Origin of the sequence: Sphingopyxis bauzanensis, from assembly GCF_002205675.1 — a bacterium.
GTDB lineage: Bacteria > Pseudomonadota > Alphaproteobacteria > Sphingomonadales > Sphingomonadaceae > Sphingopyxis > Sphingopyxis bauzanensis.
In genome coordinates this window covers 214,946-230,515 of record NZ_NISK01000004.1, presented here as the reverse complement: position 1 = coordinate 230,515, position 15,570 = coordinate 214,946, and the positions used below count along the sequence as shown (strand labels likewise).

General features: G+C 64.6%; 19 protein-coding genes. 14 read left to right on the top strand and 5 right to left on the bottom strand.

Annotated elements, in window-relative coordinates; genetic code table 11:
- The first annotated feature begins 177 nt into the window (after positions 1–177).
- The 5 genes from CDQ92_RS16610 (at position 178) to CDQ92_RS16590 (ending at position 4,289) form a co-directional block, all read left to right on the top strand.
- Positions 178–423, top strand: coding sequence for a hypothetical protein (locus CDQ92_RS16610; RefSeq protein ID WP_144035811.1), 246 nt, complete (start codon positions 178–180; stop codon positions 421–423).
- 51 nt (positions 424–474) lie between these two features.
- The gene (locus tag CDQ92_RS16605; protein WP_088442731.1) at positions 475–759 is read left to right on the top strand and encodes a hypothetical protein; all 285 of its coding nucleotides are present in this window, start codon (positions 475–477) and stop codon (positions 757–759) included.
- A gap of 51 nt (positions 760–810) precedes the next feature.
- Positions 811–1,719 carry a sulfite exporter TauE/SafE family protein gene (locus tag CDQ92_RS16600; RefSeq protein ID WP_088442729.1) on the top strand — a complete coding sequence of 303 codons (909 nt, stop codon included), beginning with the start codon at positions 811–813 and terminating at the stop codon, positions 1,717–1,719.
- Positions 1,716–2,489, top strand: a complete 774-nt coding sequence (locus tag CDQ92_RS16595) for a TIGR02186 family protein (RefSeq protein WP_229667386.1) — start codon at positions 1,716–1,718, stop codon at positions 2,487–2,489. Before CDQ92_RS16600 ends, CDQ92_RS16595 begins: the two co-directional genes overlap by 4 nt.
- 87 nt (positions 2,490–2,576) lie before the next feature.
- Positions 2,577–4,289, top strand: coding sequence for an ATP-binding protein (locus CDQ92_RS16590; RefSeq protein ID WP_188682363.1), 1,713 nt, complete (start codon positions 2,577–2,579; stop codon positions 4,287–4,289).
- 40 nt (positions 4,290–4,329) lie between these two features.
- Here the strand turns inward: CDQ92_RS16590 and CDQ92_RS16585 are convergent, their stop codons facing one another.
- Positions 4,330–4,719, bottom strand: a complete 390-nt coding sequence (locus CDQ92_RS16585; RefSeq protein ID WP_088442727.1) for a VOC family protein — start codon at positions 4,717–4,719, stop codon at positions 4,330–4,332.
- Between the two features lie 43 nt (positions 4,720–4,762).
- On the bottom strand, positions 4,763–5,914 hold the full coding sequence (locus tag CDQ92_RS16580) for a cell wall hydrolase (protein WP_229667388.1): 1,152 nt from the start codon (positions 5,912–5,914) through the stop codon (positions 4,763–4,765).
- Between the two features lie 194 nt (positions 5,915–6,108).
- On the opposite strand from CDQ92_RS16580, the gene CDQ92_RS16575 reads away from it, so the two are divergent.
- On the top strand, positions 6,109–6,606 hold the full coding sequence (locus CDQ92_RS16575) for a hypothetical protein (RefSeq protein ID WP_237246131.1): 498 nt from the start codon (positions 6,109–6,111) through the stop codon (positions 6,604–6,606).
- On the opposite strand, the gene CDQ92_RS16570 is transcribed toward CDQ92_RS16575, so the two are convergent.
- From CDQ92_RS16570 to CDQ92_RS16560, 3 genes are all read right to left on the bottom strand, one after another.
- Positions 6,603–6,806, bottom strand: a complete 204-nt coding sequence (locus CDQ92_RS16570; RefSeq protein ID WP_088442723.1) for a hypothetical protein — start codon at positions 6,804–6,806, stop codon at positions 6,603–6,605. The genes CDQ92_RS16575 and CDQ92_RS16570 overlap by 4 nt on opposite strands.
- Positions 6,807–6,898: 92 nt before the next feature.
- Entirely contained in the window at positions 6,899–7,105 is a 207-nt protein-coding gene (locus CDQ92_RS16565) for a cold-shock protein (protein ID WP_088442721.1), read from the bottom strand.
- 291 nt (positions 7,106–7,396) lie between these two features.
- A complete protein-coding gene (locus CDQ92_RS16560) occupies positions 7,397–7,915 on the bottom strand; it encodes a hypothetical protein (RefSeq protein WP_088442719.1) in 519 nt (172 codons plus the stop codon).
- A 201-nt stretch (positions 7,916–8,116) separates the two neighbouring features.
- Between CDQ92_RS16560 and rimP the strand changes: the two genes are divergently transcribed.
- The 8 genes from rimP to CDQ92_RS21995 all read left to right on the top strand — a co-directional run bounded on the left by rimP (position 8,117) and on the right by CDQ92_RS21995 (position 15,527).
- The gene (gene rimP, locus CDQ92_RS16555; protein WP_088442717.1) at positions 8,117–8,662 is read left to right on the top strand and encodes a ribosome maturation protein RimP; all 546 of its coding nucleotides are present in this window, start codon (positions 8,117–8,119) and stop codon (positions 8,660–8,662) included.
- A complete protein-coding gene (gene nusA, locus CDQ92_RS16550) occupies positions 8,662–10,299 on the top strand; it encodes a transcription termination factor NusA (protein ID WP_088442715.1) in 1,638 nt (545 codons plus the stop codon). Before rimP ends, nusA begins: the two co-directional genes overlap by 1 nt.
- Positions 10,280–11,050: a DUF448 domain-containing protein gene (locus tag CDQ92_RS16545; RefSeq protein WP_088442713.1), complete on the top strand. Its 771-nt coding sequence runs from the start codon at positions 10,280–10,282 to the stop codon at positions 11,048–11,050. The genes nusA and CDQ92_RS16545 overlap by 20 nt, the downstream gene beginning before the upstream one ends.
- A gap of 17 nt (positions 11,051–11,067) precedes the next feature.
- Positions 11,068–13,608, top strand: coding sequence for a translation initiation factor IF-2 (gene infB / locus CDQ92_RS16540; protein WP_088442711.1), 2,541 nt, complete (start codon positions 11,068–11,070; stop codon positions 13,606–13,608).
- 36 nt (positions 13,609–13,644) lie between these two features.
- A complete protein-coding gene (locus CDQ92_RS16535; RefSeq protein WP_088442709.1) occupies positions 13,645–14,202 on the top strand; it encodes a DUF1697 domain-containing protein in 558 nt (185 codons plus the stop codon).
- Positions 14,199–14,597: a 30S ribosome-binding factor RbfA gene (gene rbfA, locus CDQ92_RS16530; protein WP_088442707.1), complete on the top strand. Its 399-nt coding sequence runs from the start codon at positions 14,199–14,201 to the stop codon at positions 14,595–14,597. Before CDQ92_RS16535 ends, rbfA begins: the two co-directional genes overlap by 4 nt.
- Before the next feature lie 367 nt (positions 14,598–14,964).
- Positions 14,965–15,213 (top strand): hypothetical protein, encoded by a 249-nt coding sequence (locus CDQ92_RS21690; protein ID WP_229667390.1) that lies wholly within the window; start codon positions 14,965–14,967, stop codon positions 15,211–15,213.
- Positions 15,207–15,527: a DUF2793 domain-containing protein gene (locus CDQ92_RS21995; RefSeq protein WP_419722528.1), complete on the top strand. Its 321-nt coding sequence runs from the start codon at positions 15,207–15,209 to the stop codon at positions 15,525–15,527. Before CDQ92_RS21690 ends, CDQ92_RS21995 begins: the two co-directional genes overlap by 7 nt.
- The last annotated feature ends 43 nt before the right edge of the window (positions 15,528–15,570 follow it).

Genomic DNA, 15,570 nt, shown 5'->3' with positions numbered 1-15,570 from the left:
GGTCGGTGATTCCTCTTGTTGCCCAGGGATGGCCGGTGTCCTAGCTCTATGCGCTCAGCTTTACAAATCCGCCTTGCGTCCTAGCAATATCGGGGGGGCTGGCGCGATATCACGGTGGCACGAGGCTGGTGGGTGGCGCTATCGACCGCATGGCTGGGGCGGGACTACGGCTGGGCTGTGGCTTTGGCGATACGGGCCGCGCGCGCCTATCGTCGCGCGACGATCGCGGTGCGGCGTCCCGCGCAGCGCGAGCTGGCCCTTGGTCTCGCATTCGCCCCGCTGGCGCATTGGCCGGTCGACGTCGCTGTCGAGCAGCGGGTTGCCGTGGGGAGAGCGGGGCGCATGGCGCTTGCCGCGATGGTCAGCGGCGGGGTCGGCGACGTTGCGCTGCCGCACGGGTTCCGGCTCGAAGCCTATGGGTAGGCCGGTATCGTCGGGGCGCGGCGGCACGACAGGTTTGCCGATGGGGCGATTGTGATCGACCACAGGGTCGGTGCTGACGATAGTTCGCCGCTGCGGGTCGGCGCGCTGGCGGCAGGCGCTGTGCAGCCGGGTGCGGCGCGCGTCAATGTCGGACCGCGGTTGTCTTTGCGCCTGCCCGATGTCAGCGAAGGCAGCCGGATCGTGCTCGATCGGCGCCAGCGCATCGCGGGCGACGCGCGTCCCGCCAGCGGGCTTGCGCAGACGCTCGCGAGCGACTTTCAAACCGCGGCAAAAATAGCGGTTCAGCCGATTCCCCGCCCCGGAAAAATGGTCTAGGGTCAAGGGACTCGGCGCAGTTTTACGCCGCAGACGCATGTTTTGAGGCCCATGGACCTTTACCTTCCTGTCGCCAATCTGTCGGTCAATGCACTGGTCATCGTCTTGTTGGGCGGCGGCGTCGGCTTTTTGTCGGGCATGTTCGGGGTCGGCGGCGGGTTCCTGACCACGCCGCTGCTGATCTTTTACGGCATTCCGCCGACCGTTGCGGCGGCATCGGCGGCGACGCAGGTCACCGGCGCGAGCGTATCGGGGGTGATGGCGCATCTTGAACGCGACGGGGTTGATCTGCGCATGGGGGCGGTGCTCGTCGCGGGCGGCCTGCTCGGGTCGTTGATTGGCGCCGGATTGTTCGAACTGCTCACCGCCTGGGGCCAGATCGATACGGTGATTTCGATCCTTTACGTGGCGCTGCTCGGCACCGTCGGCACGTTCATGGGCCGCGAGGCGTGGGGCAGCTTTCGCGCCGCGCAGGCCGGATTGCCCGCCCCGGCGCGCAAACGGCGCCACCATCCGATGGTCGCCAACCTGCCGCTGCGCTGGCGCTTCTATCGTTCGGGTCTGTACATCTCGCCGCTCGCGCCGCTGCTGCTCGGGATGATCGGCGGGGTGCTGACGATGCTGCTCGGGGTCGGCGGCGGGTTCATCATGGTCCCCGCGATGCTTTACCTGCTTGGCATGGGGACGCAGGTCGTTGTCGGCACGTCGCTGTTCCAGATCCTGTTCGTGACGATCGCGACAACGATGGTGCATGCGCTGACGACGGGGGCGGTCGACATCGTGCTCGCGGCGCTGCTGCTCCTGGGTAGCGTGGTGGGAGCGCAGTTCGGGGCGCGCTTTGCGCAAAAGGCGCGGCCAGAATATCTGCGGCTGGCGCTGGCGGTGATCGTGCTGTTGGTGGCGCTACAAATGGCGGTCGGGTTGTTCATCCGCCCCGATGAAATTTACTCGGTGCAATGACCGGTTGGCGCGCCTCGGTTCTGATGCTCGTCGCGCTGATCTTCGCGCCGGTCACGGTGCAGGCGGCCGATCCGCGGCTGGTTCCCGATGTGTCGAGCCGCGCGATCGACATCCAATACAGCTTTACCGGCGAGGAATTGCTGTTGTTCGGCGCGATCCTCTATCCCGGCCAGCGGCTGCCCGACGACCGTGCGGACATCGTCGTGGTGCTGAAAGGGCCGGTGCGCCCGATCGTGCTGCGCGAAAAGCGCCGCGTTGCCGGGATCTGGGTCAACGCCAGCAGCATCCGTTTGCGCACCTCGCCGGGATTCTATGCGATCGGATCGTCGCGCCCGATTGACAAGCTGGTCGACGAACGCACCGCAGCGATCTTCGAACTTGGGCTCGCCAATCTGTCGATGTCGCCGACCGAGTTTTCCGAAGCGAGCAAGCTCGAACGCTTCGAAGCCGGGCTGACCGACCTCTATCGCCGCCTTGGCCTGTTCTATGAAAATCCGGCGGCGGTCGAGATTACCGAGGGGGTGCTTTATCGCGCGCGCATCCCGGTACCCGCGCGCGTTCCGGTCGGTACCTATCGCGCCGAAACCTTTTTGATCAGCCGCGGCCGCGTGCTCGCGGTCGCGTCGCGCGACGTCCAGATCCGCAAGGCAGGGTTTGAGCGTTTTGTCGCGCTGGCGGCGGAGCGTCACGGCTTTCTCTATGGCCTGACCGCGGTGATCCTATCGTTGCTGCTCGGCTATGCCGCATCGGCGATTTTCCGCCGTCGTTGACCCAAGTTCCGGGGCGGACGCCTTTAGCCAATATTTACCCTGACCTGCGATACCGAAGTACGGGACAATTTTAGGCGGGGCATTTTGATGGATATGCAGGGTGGCGGATTTCCCGCCGGTGATTCGACCGCGGCGCAGCATGTTCGGCTCGCCGGTGGCGGCGTGGCCGCTTCGGTGGCGCCGGTGATCAATCATCATCGTGACGATCTGATGATCGGCGAAGTGATCGATATTTCGGGTTCGGCCTCGCGCATCCTGCTTGATGCGGTGACGATCGGCAAATTGTCGGCGTCGACCGATGCCGCCGTCGCCATGGCCGGGCAGGTCGGGGCGCAGGTCAAGGTTCGCGTCGGCAATATCTGGCTGATCGCCAGCATCCGCGACCAGCAATTGCACGAGCGCGGCGAAGGGCTGATCGTTGCGACGATCGACTTCCTGGGCGAAGGCGAAGAAGAAAAAATCACCGGCCGGATTTCGAATTTCCGCCGCGGCGTCACCCGTTATCCAATCCCGGGCAGCCAGGTGTTCGCGGCGACCAGCGCCGACCTCAAACAGATTTATGCTGCTGACGAGCGCGCGCATGTCGAAATCGGCACCGTCTATCCCACTAAGGATATCCGCGGCTCGCTCTATGTCGATGCGATGCTCGGCAAGCATTTTGCGCTGCTGGGGTCGACCGGTACCGGTAAATCGACCAGCGCGGCGCTGATCCTGCACAAGATCTGCGAACTGGCGCCGCAGGGTCATATCGTGATGATCGATCCGCACGGCGAATATTCTGCGGCGTTCAAGGGCATCGGCGCGCTGTTCGACGTCGACAACCTCGCTATGCCCTATTGGCTGATGAACTTCGAGGAACATTGCGAAGTGTTCGTCACCGCTGAAGGCCGCGACCGCCAGTCCGACTGCGACGTGCTGTCGCGCTGTCTGTTGCAGGCGCGGACGAAGAACCGGCTCGCCGAAGGCATGACCAAGATCACGGTCGATTCGCCGATCCCCTATCTGCTGTCCGACCTGCTGAACATCCTGACCAACGAGATGGGCAAGCTCGACAAGGCGACGTCGAGCGCGCCGTTCATGCGCATCAAGGGCAAGATCGAGGAAATGCGCGCCGATCCGCGCTATAATTTCATGTTCTCGGGCATGCTGGTCGCCGACACGATGGCGACCTTTCTCGGCAAGATTTTCCGTCTGCCTTCCGACGGGCGCCCGATTTCTATCATCGACGTGTCGGGGGTGCCGTCGGACATCACCGGGGTTGTCGTCGCGGTCCTGTCGCGACTGACGTTCGACTATGCGATCTGGTCGCGCGGCGAGCCGCAGCGCCCGATCCTGCTCGTCTGCGAAGAAGCTCACCGCTACATCCCGTCGAAAGACACGGGGCAGGGCCAGGCGGTGCGCAAGATCCTGGAACGGATCGCCAAGGAAGGCCGCAAATATGGCGTGTCGCTGGGGCTGATCACCCAGCGCCCCTCCGATCTGGCCGAAGGCGTGCTGTCGCAGTGCGGCACGATCATTTCGATGCGTCTGAACAATGAGCGCGACCAGCATTTCGTGAAAGCCGCGATGCCCGAAGGCGCGCGCGGTTTCATCGATTCGATCCCGGCGCTGCGTAACCGCGAATGTATCGTCTGCGGCGAAGGCGTGTCTATCCCGATCCGCGTCTATCTCGATACGCTGGAGGAAGATAAGCGGCCCGCGTCGAGCGATCCGCTGTTCTCGAAGCTGTGGCGCGAAACCGGCGGCGAGGCGGAGATTCTGGAGCGCGTGGTTAAGCGCTGGCGTAGCCAGGGGCGGTGAGATTTCTCCCCTCCCTGCAAGGGACGGGAGAAAAACGGGGCTATTTGGTCGCGGGCGGTTCCCACAGCTCGATCGGATTGCCTTCGGGGTCGTGGACGCGCGCGAACCGGCCGGTCGCGGGGTCGTTCCATTCTTCCTTGATGATCACATCGTCGCCCGCCGCATAAAATGGGGCGAGCACGGCTTCAAGATCGTCGACGCGCAGGTTGATCATATATTGGCGGTCGGCGGCGAAATAGTCGGTGTCGGCCTTGAACGGCGCGAACACCACCGGACCCGCGGCGACATTCCATGTCCATTCGTCGATCGGGCCGGTGTCGTCGGCGTTGCACCCGGCTCCGATGCCCAGCCGTTCCTTGTACCAGGCGTTGAGCGCGTCGGGATCGCGCGCCCGAAAAAATAGCCCGCCGATGCCTTTGACATGTCCCATATCCGCCTCCTTGCCGCGTGGCAGGCAGGCTAGCCCGATTGGCTCAGCGTTTCCACTCTCCGCTGCCGCGGAATTCTTCGCGGATCTGACCCGACTGGTTTAGCCGGGGGTCGGTGTAGGTCGGCGCCGGAATCGGGGCGGCTACGGGCGATGATATGACAGGAGCGGTCGGTGCCATGGTGCTAGGTAGCGGCGCGGCGGCGACATCGGGGAGCGGGGCGCCGACGCCGCCGAGCATCGGGGCCGGACCCGCACCGGGCGGCAGGCCCTGACCTTTCAGGATCGCGAGTTGCTGCGCCAGCGGCAGATAGGGCCCGGGGACTGGCTCGCGGCCGAGGTACGGGGCGCGGAACGCGTCGGGCATGCCCCAGCGACCGCGCCAGCGGTGGAAGATATGCGCGCCGACGATATTGGTCATCACCAGGCTCTTGCCCCAGCGCGGCCAAATCGCCTGGGTGTGATAATGGGTCGCGAGGCCGACCTTGGGGAACACGAATCCGCCGAGAGCTGCCGAAGCGACACGGCTGGCGCGCAGCCAGTTGGGCTTGCTCGGCGCCCGCGCCATCGCGCCGTCGCAGCTGAAGGTGAACTGGCAGACCCCGGCGCGCTGCGACCCCTGAAACACAACGCCGCACACGGTGTTGGGGAAACTCGGGTGGCGGACGCGGTTGATGACCGTCTGCGCGACGCCGCGCATGCCGTCGTCAGTCTCCGACGCTGCCTCGTAGTAGATGGCCGACGTCAGGCAATAATGCGCGCGTTCGCGGTCGAGCGCGGTGACGCCGCGAAAGACATAGGGTTTGGCGGGCGGCCCGACAAAGGCTTCGTCGCGCAGCAAGGCCGGGTCGGCGGGAGGCAGCGCCGCAGCGTCGCCAAAGCCGATGCTGGCCGGATCGGGCAGCGTCGGGTCGATCTTGAGCGCTTCCTCATAATCCTCGGCATTCATGATCGCCCAGCGCGCGGGGTCATAGGCGCGAAAATCGAGCGGTACCGAGACGCTGTAGGGGCCGAACACGGCGGGCGGGCGAAGCTGCCCGCTCGACAGCAGAAACGCCAGACACGCGACGGCCATCACCGCAACGATCGCCGCCCAAAAGGCACGCCCCGGCCCCGCCGGTTTTTCCGGCGCCGGGTCGCGCCAGGTCGAGCGGGCGGTCAGGTTGAGTTCGGGCTTCATCAATCGCCAAATTCCCATCGCCGCGCCCGCGCCGATTCGCGCGATCGGGGTGCCAATCTGCCTTATACGGCAAACGCCAATAAAATGTTGCAGTGCGCGCGCGCTGTGCCGCGGCGCCACGGGCAGGGCGGTGGGGACTGACCCGGAAAGGCCAACGAGCGGCCGTTAGCGACCTGTTGACGCCGTTCGGGTAAAGCCTTGCCATGACCGACGTGGGAATTCCAACCTACCGCCGCAGCGCGCGCACCGATTGGCGCATGTGGTTGCTGCTGGCTTTTGGGCTGGTGTTTCTGTGGGCCGGATCGGTCATCGATCCGGCCGACAATTGCAGCGATGACGGCCGCGAATGTGCGCCGTGGCTGGTGCCGCTGGCGCAGGGGTTCGGAGCGCTGGTCGCGCTGGGCGCGGGGCTCAACATGCTTGCCAATCCGAACCGCGGCAGCTTCATCGATCCGGCTACGGGCGAGCTGGTGTGGTGGCAAGGGCGCATCGGACGCAGCGGCGGCGACGAAGGGCGCATCCATCCCTCACAAATAGCCAAAGTGCGCATCGTGCGGCAGGAGGATAGCGATGACGAAGTGCATCTTTACGATCGCGCTGGCGCGCGGCTGTTCTGGCTCGATCAGGAAGTGATTCCGTGGCCCTATGAGCGCTGGGCCGGACGGCTGAAGGCGCGCTGGCCGCATATCGTCGTCGAAAGGGTCGACTAACCGATCTTGGGCGTCTCGGAATGCGGGGGGCCGGCGAAATATTGGCGCATGCCGCGCTTGGCGCGATAGGCATCGATGCGCTGGGCGTAATGGCCGGGCAGGTCGAAACGCGCATGGCGGGCGCTGGCGCCGCGGCCGCGCGGCTGGCCCGATGCCATCAAGGCCATCTGGTGATGGTAGAAAAGCTCGTTCATATCCATCGGGCAGTCCCTTGGCGCTGGAGCGAGCTGGATGCCGAATGATCGGCGAATGGTCCGGCCCGGCGCCCCAGGGACGCCAGGCCGGAGTTCATTCATGCAGGCTGAAGATTGACAGCCGAGGTCTTGCCGCGCTGGTCGGTTTCCAGCTCGTAAGAAACGCGCTGTTCCTTGTTCAGCGTCGACATGCCGGCGCGCTCGACGGCAGTGATGTGGACGAAGCTGTCGCCCGAACCATCTTCATTGGCAATGAAACCATAGCCTTTGTCGCTGTTGAAGAATTTTACGGTGCCGATAGGCATAAGATGTTTCCTTTCACGAAAACAGATAATCAACCGGCAAAAGCGCCGGAGGAGCTGGTAGCGCGTGAAGGGAAGTCTCAGCCGTAGGCATCAAATTTCCGTCGCAGGCGACGTTAGCAATGGTAGATTGCAACAAATTGGCAAAAAGTCAAGCTTTTGCGCAATTCGTCCGACGGCGGGTGCGTCGGCTGTCGGGGCGAGAGCGACTTTAGGTGAAGCGCGGGAACCTCGATGCGAACGCGCTGTGCTGGCTCGACGAGGTAAGGATTCCGTGACCCAATGAGCGCCGGACTATTGCTGGTCGTTGCCGACGGGCGATTGTGGTGCGCGCACGACGGGCGTCTGGCGGGGACGGTGGATCTTGTCCGCGTCCTTTTCTCCGCAATCATTTTCGAGTTGCCCGTCGGCCGGTTCGGCCATGATATGGGCCCGGGTGGCTTCAAGTGCATCGGCAGGAATGGCCTTGCCGACGTCCTCTCCGGCCGTGCAGCGAAAGGTATAGACCACGCGCGCGCATCTGCGGCCCGACCCGCGCCGCGTTTTGAACCATTGAACGTCGCGGCGAACGGCGTAACGAAATCCCGTGCACAGCGACCCGGCCGCGGATTGCATACGCGCGAACTCCCAGCTCGAAACGCGCATCTGGGCCGGCGTGAAATAGCCGATGCTGGCAACATAGCCATATTGATCGGCCATCGCATGCCAATCGGCGGCCAGATTGTAGGGCGGAGCAGGGAGCGACGTGCAGGATGTGGCGAGCGACGCCGTGGCGCAGGTGCAGACGAGCGAGATAAGCCTATTCTGGCGCATGCTGGTTTCTAGGAGCAAATGGGTTAACAAGGGGATGTGCGCCCACATCGTCCGTCGATCGGCATTCCCCCTTGCCGACTCACCCGGTGCGGCCTATATGCGGCCTACTTCTTGACATGGTTAGCCAGTTGGGACGTCGGGGCCGCGGGCCGCGGCGGCTATACCCACTTGCTTGCCGGTCATCCGATTTGAAAGACTGACTTGGCCGATCTTGACGTCCTCAATGCGATCATCGCGCCCGAAGCCGAGGCGATGGGCCTGTTGCTCGTGCGCGTCGCCTTTTTTGGTGGTGAGAGTGATCCGACCTTGCAGGTGATGGCCGAGCGCCCCGAAACGCGCCAGCTGACGATCGACGATTGCGCCGACCTGTCGCGCCGCATTTCGGTGCAGCTCGACGCGCTGGAGGAAGCGGGCAAGGATCCGATCGAGCAGGCGTATCGGCTGGAAGTATCGTCGCCGGGGATCGACCGGCCGCTGACCCGCCGCAGCGACTTCGCCGACTGGGCGGGGCATGAGGCGAAGGTCGCGCTGAAGGAAAAACTCAACGGCCGCCAGCGCTTTAACGGCCTCTTGGTCGGGATCGACGGCGATGTCGTCACGATTTTAGACAAGGAAGAGGCCCTGCATAAGCTGCCGTTCGACGCGATCGATACGGCGAAGCTGGTGCTCACCGACAAACTCATTGCTGCAACCGTCCCGCTTTCAGCCGAAGGCGCCGACGAACTGGAAGAAGAAGGACAGGACTGATGGCCACTGCCATTTCTGCCAACCGCGCCGAACTGCTGGCGATTGCCAACAGCGTCGCCAGCGAGAAGATGATCGACAAGACGATCGTCATCGAGGCGATCGAAGAAGCGATCCAGCGTGCGGCGCGCGCCCGTTATGGCGCCGAGAACGACATTCGCGCCAAGCTGGACGTCCAGACCGGCGACCTGCGCCTGTGGCGCGTCGTCGAGGTGGTCGAGACGGTTGAGGATTATTTCAAGCAGGTCGACCTGGCCGCGGGTCAGAAATTGCAGAAGGACGCTCAGCTGGGCGACTTCATCGTCGATCCGCTGCCCGCCGTGGATCTGGGCCGCATCGACGCGCAGTCGGCGAAACAGGTGATTTTCCAGAAAGTCCGCGAAGCCGACCGGGCGCGGCAGTTTGAAGAATTCAAGGACCGCTCGGGCGAACTGATCACCGGTGTCGTCAAATCGGTCGAATTCGGCCATATCGTCGTCAACCTCGGCCGCGCCGAGGGGGTCATCCGCCGCGACCAGCAGATCCCGCGCGAACTGATGCGCGTCGGCGACCGCGTCCGGGCGCTGATCCTGTCGGTGCGCAGCGAAACGCGCGGGCCGCAGATTTTCCTGTCGCGCGCCCACCCCGACTTCATGAAAAAGCTGTTCGCGCAGGAAGTCCCCGAGATTTACGACGGCATCATCGAGATCAAGGCCGCTGCCCGTGACCCGGGTTCGCGCGCCAAGATTGGTGTCATCAGCTATGACGGCAGCATCGACCCGGTCGGCGCCTGCGTCGGCATGAAGGGCAGCCGCGTCCAGGCGGTTGTGCAGGAAATGCAGGGCGAAAAGATCGACATCATCCCCTGGTCCGAAGACACCGCGACCTTTGTCGTCAACGCGCTCCAGCCGGCAACGGTCCAGCGCGTCGTCATCGACGAAGATGACAGCCGCATCGAAGTCGTCGTTCCCGACGACCAGCTGTCGCTCGCCATCGGTCGCCGCGGCCAGAATGTCCGTCTAGCAAGCCAGCTCACCGGCAGCCAGATCGACATCATGACCGAGGCTGACGCGAGCGAAAAGCGCCAGCGCGAATTTGTCGAGCGCTCGACGATGTTCCAGGAAGAGCTGGACGTCGACGAAACGCTGGCGCAGCTGCTGGTCGCCGAGGGCTTCACCGAACTTGAAGAAGTCGCTTATGTCGGCATCGAGGAACTCGCCGGGATCGAAGGGTTCGACGAGGAACTGGCGCAGGAACTGCAGAGCCGCGCGCTCGAGGGGCTGGAGCGCCGCGAAGAAGCATCGCGCGCCGAACGCCGCGAACTGGGCGTCGAAGACGATCTGGCTGCGATACCGCACTTGACCGAAGCGATGCTGGTCGTGCTGGGCAAGGCGGGGATCAAGACGCTCGACGATCTTGCCGACCTCGCCACTGACGAGCTGATCGCCAAGAAGCGCACCGATAACCGCCGCGGCCCGCCGCGCAGCGAGCGCGCCGAGGACAGGGGCGGCGTGCTGGGCGAATATGGCCTGAGCGAAGAGCAGGGCAACGAGATCATCATGGCGGCACGCGCCCACTGGTTCGACGACGAAGAGTCGAGCGAACCGGTGGAAACCGCACCGCAAGCCGGGGAGGCCGCTGATGCGGACCCCGCACAATGATCAGCTGAGCGAACCAGACCGCGCTGGTCGGCGCGGCCAGCATGTGCCTGAACGGCGCTGCGTCATCACCGGCGAGGTTTCGCCGGCCGAAAGGCTTGTGCGCCTGGCGCTCAGCCCTGACGGAGGTATTGCGCCCGACGTGCTCGGCAAAGCGCCGGGGCGCGGAGCGTGGATCGGCGTCGACCGCGCGACGCTCGAAGCGGCCCAAACGAAGGGCAAGCTGAAGAGCGGACTCGCGCGGGCGTTGCAGGACGGCAATTTTACCATCCCCGACGATCTGGGCGCGCGCATCGAAGCGCAGCTGGCGCGGGCGACGCTCGACCGGCTGGGGCTGGAATCGCGGTCGGGCACCTTGCTGAGCGGCAATGAAAAGATCGAAACCGCGGCGCGCAAGGGACAGGTTCGCTTGCTCCTCCACGCCAGCGATGCCGGCGAGGATGGCCGCAAGAAACTGGCGCAGGCCTGGCGCGTCGGCGAAGATGCGGAAGGCTCGGGGCGCGAGGGACTGGTCTTGCCGGTGGACCGCAGCACCCTATCTATGGCATTGGGCCGCGAGAATGCGGTGCATCTGGCGTTGACCGACGCCCGCGCTGCGGCGCGGGTGCTGGCGCATTTGAGCCGCTGGCAGTTTTTTACAGGATGGAGTAGGGACGCGGCCAACCGCGATTCCGACCCGCATGCCCCGCCGCTTGCTGGCGAGGACAAAATTGGGGCGGCGCCGACAGGCTCCGCCGCTTCGGACGCGTTTTGAAGGAATGATGAGTTTCGATGAGTGACGAACAGGACAAACCGACCCTGACCCGCAAGCCCCTGGGGCTGAAGCGGACGGTCGAGGCCGGACAGGTGCAGCAGCAATTCAGCCATGGTCGCCGCAATACTGTGGTGGTCGAGGTGAAGCGTCGCCGCGTGCTCGGTCGTCCCGGCGATCCTGCGCCCGAACCGGTGGTGGAAGAGGTCGAGGCCGCTCCGGCGCCCGCGCCCGTTGCTGCTCCTCCGCCCGCGCCGAAACCCGCAGCGCCGCGCGTGAGTGAGAATGACAGCCTGATGTCGCGCCAGGAGCGCCAGGCGCAATTGCTGCGCGAGGCCGAAGAGGCGCGCATGTCGTCGCTCGAGGACAATCGCCGCCGCGAAGAGGCTGCACGCGCCCGCGCTGCCGAAGAAGAAAAGCAGCGTGCCGAACAGGCGGCCGCCAAGCCCGCCAAGCCCGCCGAGCCGACGCCCGCACCGGCGCCTGCCGCCGCTGCCGAGCCGGTTGCCGAGGCTCCCGCAGCCGAGGCGCCGCAGCCCGCAGCCGCCCCGCGCGCGCCAACCAGCGCCGCTCCGGCGCCGCGCCGCTTTACCCCGGTCGAGGCACCCAAGCGCCCCGAGCCGAAGCGTCCCGAGCCCAAGCCGAGCCGCGGTGGCGATACGCGTCGCCAGTCGGGCAAGCTGACCGTCACGCGGGCGCTCAACGAAGATGAAGGCGCCCGCGCCCGCAGCCTGGCGGCGCTGAAGCGCGCTCGCGAAAAGGAAAAGCGTTCGCACACCGCATCGTCGGGACCGCGCGAAAAGCAGGTCCGCGAAGTCGTGGTGCCCGAAAGCATCACGGTTGCCGAACTCGCGAACCGCATGGCCGAAAAGACCGGCGACCTGGTCAAGGCGCTGTTCAGGATGGGCAGCCCGTCGGCGAGCACGGATACGATCGATCAGGACATCGCCGAACTGCTGGTCACCGAATTCGGGCATGAGATCATCCGCGTCAGCGAAGGCGATGTCGATATTCGTCACGACGAAGATATCGACGACGCCGAACATCTGAAGCCGCGCGCGCCGGTGGTCACGATCATGGGCCATGTCGATCACGGCAAGACCAGCCTGCTCGACGCGCTGCGCGGCGCCAATGTCGTTGCGGGCGAGGCCGGCGGCATCACCCAGCATATCGGCGCCTATCAGGTGAAGACCCCCGACGGGTCGCTGGTCACCTTCCTCGATACGCCGGGCCACGAAGCCTTTACCGAGATGCGTCAGCGCGGTGCCAATGTCACCGACATCGTCATCCTGGTGGTGGCGGCCGACGACGGGCTGAAACCGCAGTCGATCGAGGCGATCGCGCATGCGAAGGCGGCGGGCGTGCCGATCATCGTTGCGATCAACAAGATCGACAAGGAAGGCGCCAATGCCCAGCGCGTCCGCGAACGCCTGCTCGAACATGAGTTGGTGGTCGAGGAAATGGGCGGCGACGTGCAGAATGTCGAAGTGTCGGCGCTGAAGAAGACCGGGCTCGACAAGCTGCTCGACGCGATCGCGGTGCAAGCCGAAATCATGGAGCTGAAAGCCAACCCCGACCGCGCCGCCGAAGGCACGGTGGTCGAGGCAAAGCTGGACAAGGGCCGCGGCCCGGTGGCGACGATCCTCGTTCGCCGCGGGACGCTCAAGGTTGGCGACATCTTTGTCTGCGGCGCCGAAAGCGGCCGCGTTCGCGCGCTGATCGACGATCAGGGCAAGCAGATCAAGTCGGCGACCCCGTCGATGCCGGTCGAAGTCCTCGGTCTGGGCGGTGTCCCGATGGCGGGCGATACGCTCACCGTCGTCGAAAATGAAGCGCGCGCCCGCGAAGTCGCGACCTATCGTCAGGAACAGGCGACGCGCAAGCGCACCGTGCAGGCGCCGGTCAGCCTGGAAGGGATGTTCGAGGCGCTGGCCGACAAGACCAACGTCATCCAGTTCCCGGTGATCATCAAGGGCGATGTGCAGGGTTCGGTCGAAGCGATCGTGAACGCCCTGAACAAGCTGTCGACCGACGAGATCCGCGTCCGCGTGCTCCAGTCGGGCGCCGGGGCAATCACCGAAAGCGATGTGACGCTGGCGGCGGCAACCAAGGCGCCGATCATCGGCTTTAACGTCCGTCCGAATCCGAAGGCGCGCGACATCGCGAAGCGCGAAAATGTGCGCTTCATGTACCATGACGTGATCTATCACCTAACCGACGAAATCCGGAAGGAAATGGCGGGCGAGCTGGGTCCGGAGCGGATCGAAACCGTTGTCGGGCGTGCCGAGGTCAAGGACGTATTCCCGGCCGGCAAGCGCGACAAGGCCGCGGGTCTGCTCGTGCTCGAAGGCATCATCCGCAAGGGGCTGCATGCACGCCTTACGCGCGACGATGTCATCGTGTCGGCAACGACCATCGCGTCGCTGCGCCGCTTCAAGGACGACGTCGCTGAAGTGCGCGCCGGGTTGGAATGCGGTGTCGTGTTGTCGGATACCAACGACATCAAGGCAGGCGACAATCTGGAAGTCTTCGAAGTCGAAATGCGCGAACGGACGCTGTAACAGGCGTTCGCCGAGCGCGGATCAGGAGGCGTCGGCATGGCTCGCTATGTGGCCTTATTCGGCAGCATCAATGTCGGCGGCAACCGATTGACGATGGCCGATCTGCGCGCGGCGTTCGCGGCCGAGGGGTTCGCCGATGTCGAGACGGTGGTGGCCAGCGGCAATGTCATTTTCTCGCACCCCGCGCGGCCGACGCGCGGGCTGGAGGAAAAGCTGACGTTGATGGTCGATGACCGGTTTGACATGCAGTGCGCGGCGCTGGTGCGCGATCGTGACGAGCTTGCCGCGGCGATCGTCGACAATCCGTTTGCGGGAACCAATGAGGATAAATTTGTCCATACTATGTTCCTCGACGGGCAGCCAACGCAGGCGCAGTTTGATGCGCTGGCGGCCGACAAATGGATCAAGCCGAACGAGCGCCTCGCGCTCGGCGACCGTGCACTCTATATCGATTATGGGGACGGCGTGGGCGAAAGCAAATTGACTGCACGCCTGATCGAGCGGCGGCTGGAGCATAAGGGTACGGCGCGCAACTTGCGCTCGATCGCGCGGATTGTCGCGAAGCTGGATGAATTGGAGATGGGTGCGGCATGAAAGCGGCAGACACCAAGGGCCCCACGGTCCGCGCGCTGCGCGTTGGCGAACAGGTGCGCCATATCCTGTCCGAAATCCTCGCGCGCGGCGACGTGCATGACGATCAGCTGACCAAGCACCCGGTGAGCGTCACCGAGGTTCGCATGTCGTCGGATCTGCGCCATGCGACGGTGTTCGTAAAGTCGCTGCTCGGCAAGGAAGAAGAAGCGGTGCTGAAGGCGCTGCGCACCAACACTGCCTGGCTGCAAAAGAGCGTCGCCGAACGGATGGCGATGAAATATGCCGCGAAGCTGAAATTCCTGTCGGATGAGAGCTTTGACGAGGCGAGCCATATCGAAAAACTGCTGCGGGATCCCAAGGTCGCGCGCGACCTGGCGGGCGGCGAGAGCGAGTGAGCGCGCAGTTCAAGATTTGGTGAGATAGCCATATAGGTTATATCTTTTGATACCTTGACGCTGATATGGCACAAGTTCCACATCATGAAGAATTGCGAGTCGGGCCGGTGGCCTTCCGTTTGGCGGAAGGCTGTTCCGGCCCAACTGGCGTTTGGGGAGGTCGGTCCATGGCGCAGATCGGCAAGGCGGCGACCCGGGATGCGCGCAGCGTGCGTCCGGGGGCCGCGCAGATGACCCTGTATCTGGAATCGATGGCGGAGTCTTCGAACGTCGCCGCATCGGCGCGCGCGGCGGAGGTGACGGGCAATGCGATGTATCGGGAACGGCGGCGCAGGGCCGGATTCTCGGCGGGCCGGCGCGAGGCGCTGTGCGAAGGGATCGCGCGGCTGACCATGTCGACCTGCCGATCGCGGGGCAGGAGGCGTGGCGGATCACCTTGTCACCGCCGGTCCCCGGTTTTGCGCCTTGGGAACGCACGAGCCCGGATTTGCATATCGCGGCCGCTGCTCTGGCGGCGCTGCCGCCCGATACGATGATAGCGATTCGCCAGGTCGGCGACTTTGGACTGTCGCTGTCCTTGTCGTTGTCCATGCCACGGTCGAAGACGGGCTGCTGAACGATCCGCCCGCGGAACCGGAAGCGGGGCAATGCTGGCTCGTTGGCGAGGCCCCGACGAGCGATTGGTCCGGGCAGGGGAATGTAATCGCGATCTGGACGGCCGGCGACTGGCGATTTGTCGCGCCACAAGTCGGGATGGTGGTCGTGCGGCTGGCCGTTGGGGCGAGGCTCCGATTCGACGACGGCGAATGGGTTGCACCGGTAACCATCGTCGCCCCATCTGGCAGCTCGACAATCGATGCCGAAGCGCGTAGCGCGCTAGGTGCGTTGATCCAGCACCTAGTGGCGCAGGGTCTTCTGATTTCAGGCTGAATTTCCTCTCGTTGGTTTTAAAAGTGCGACTTTTTGGCAACAG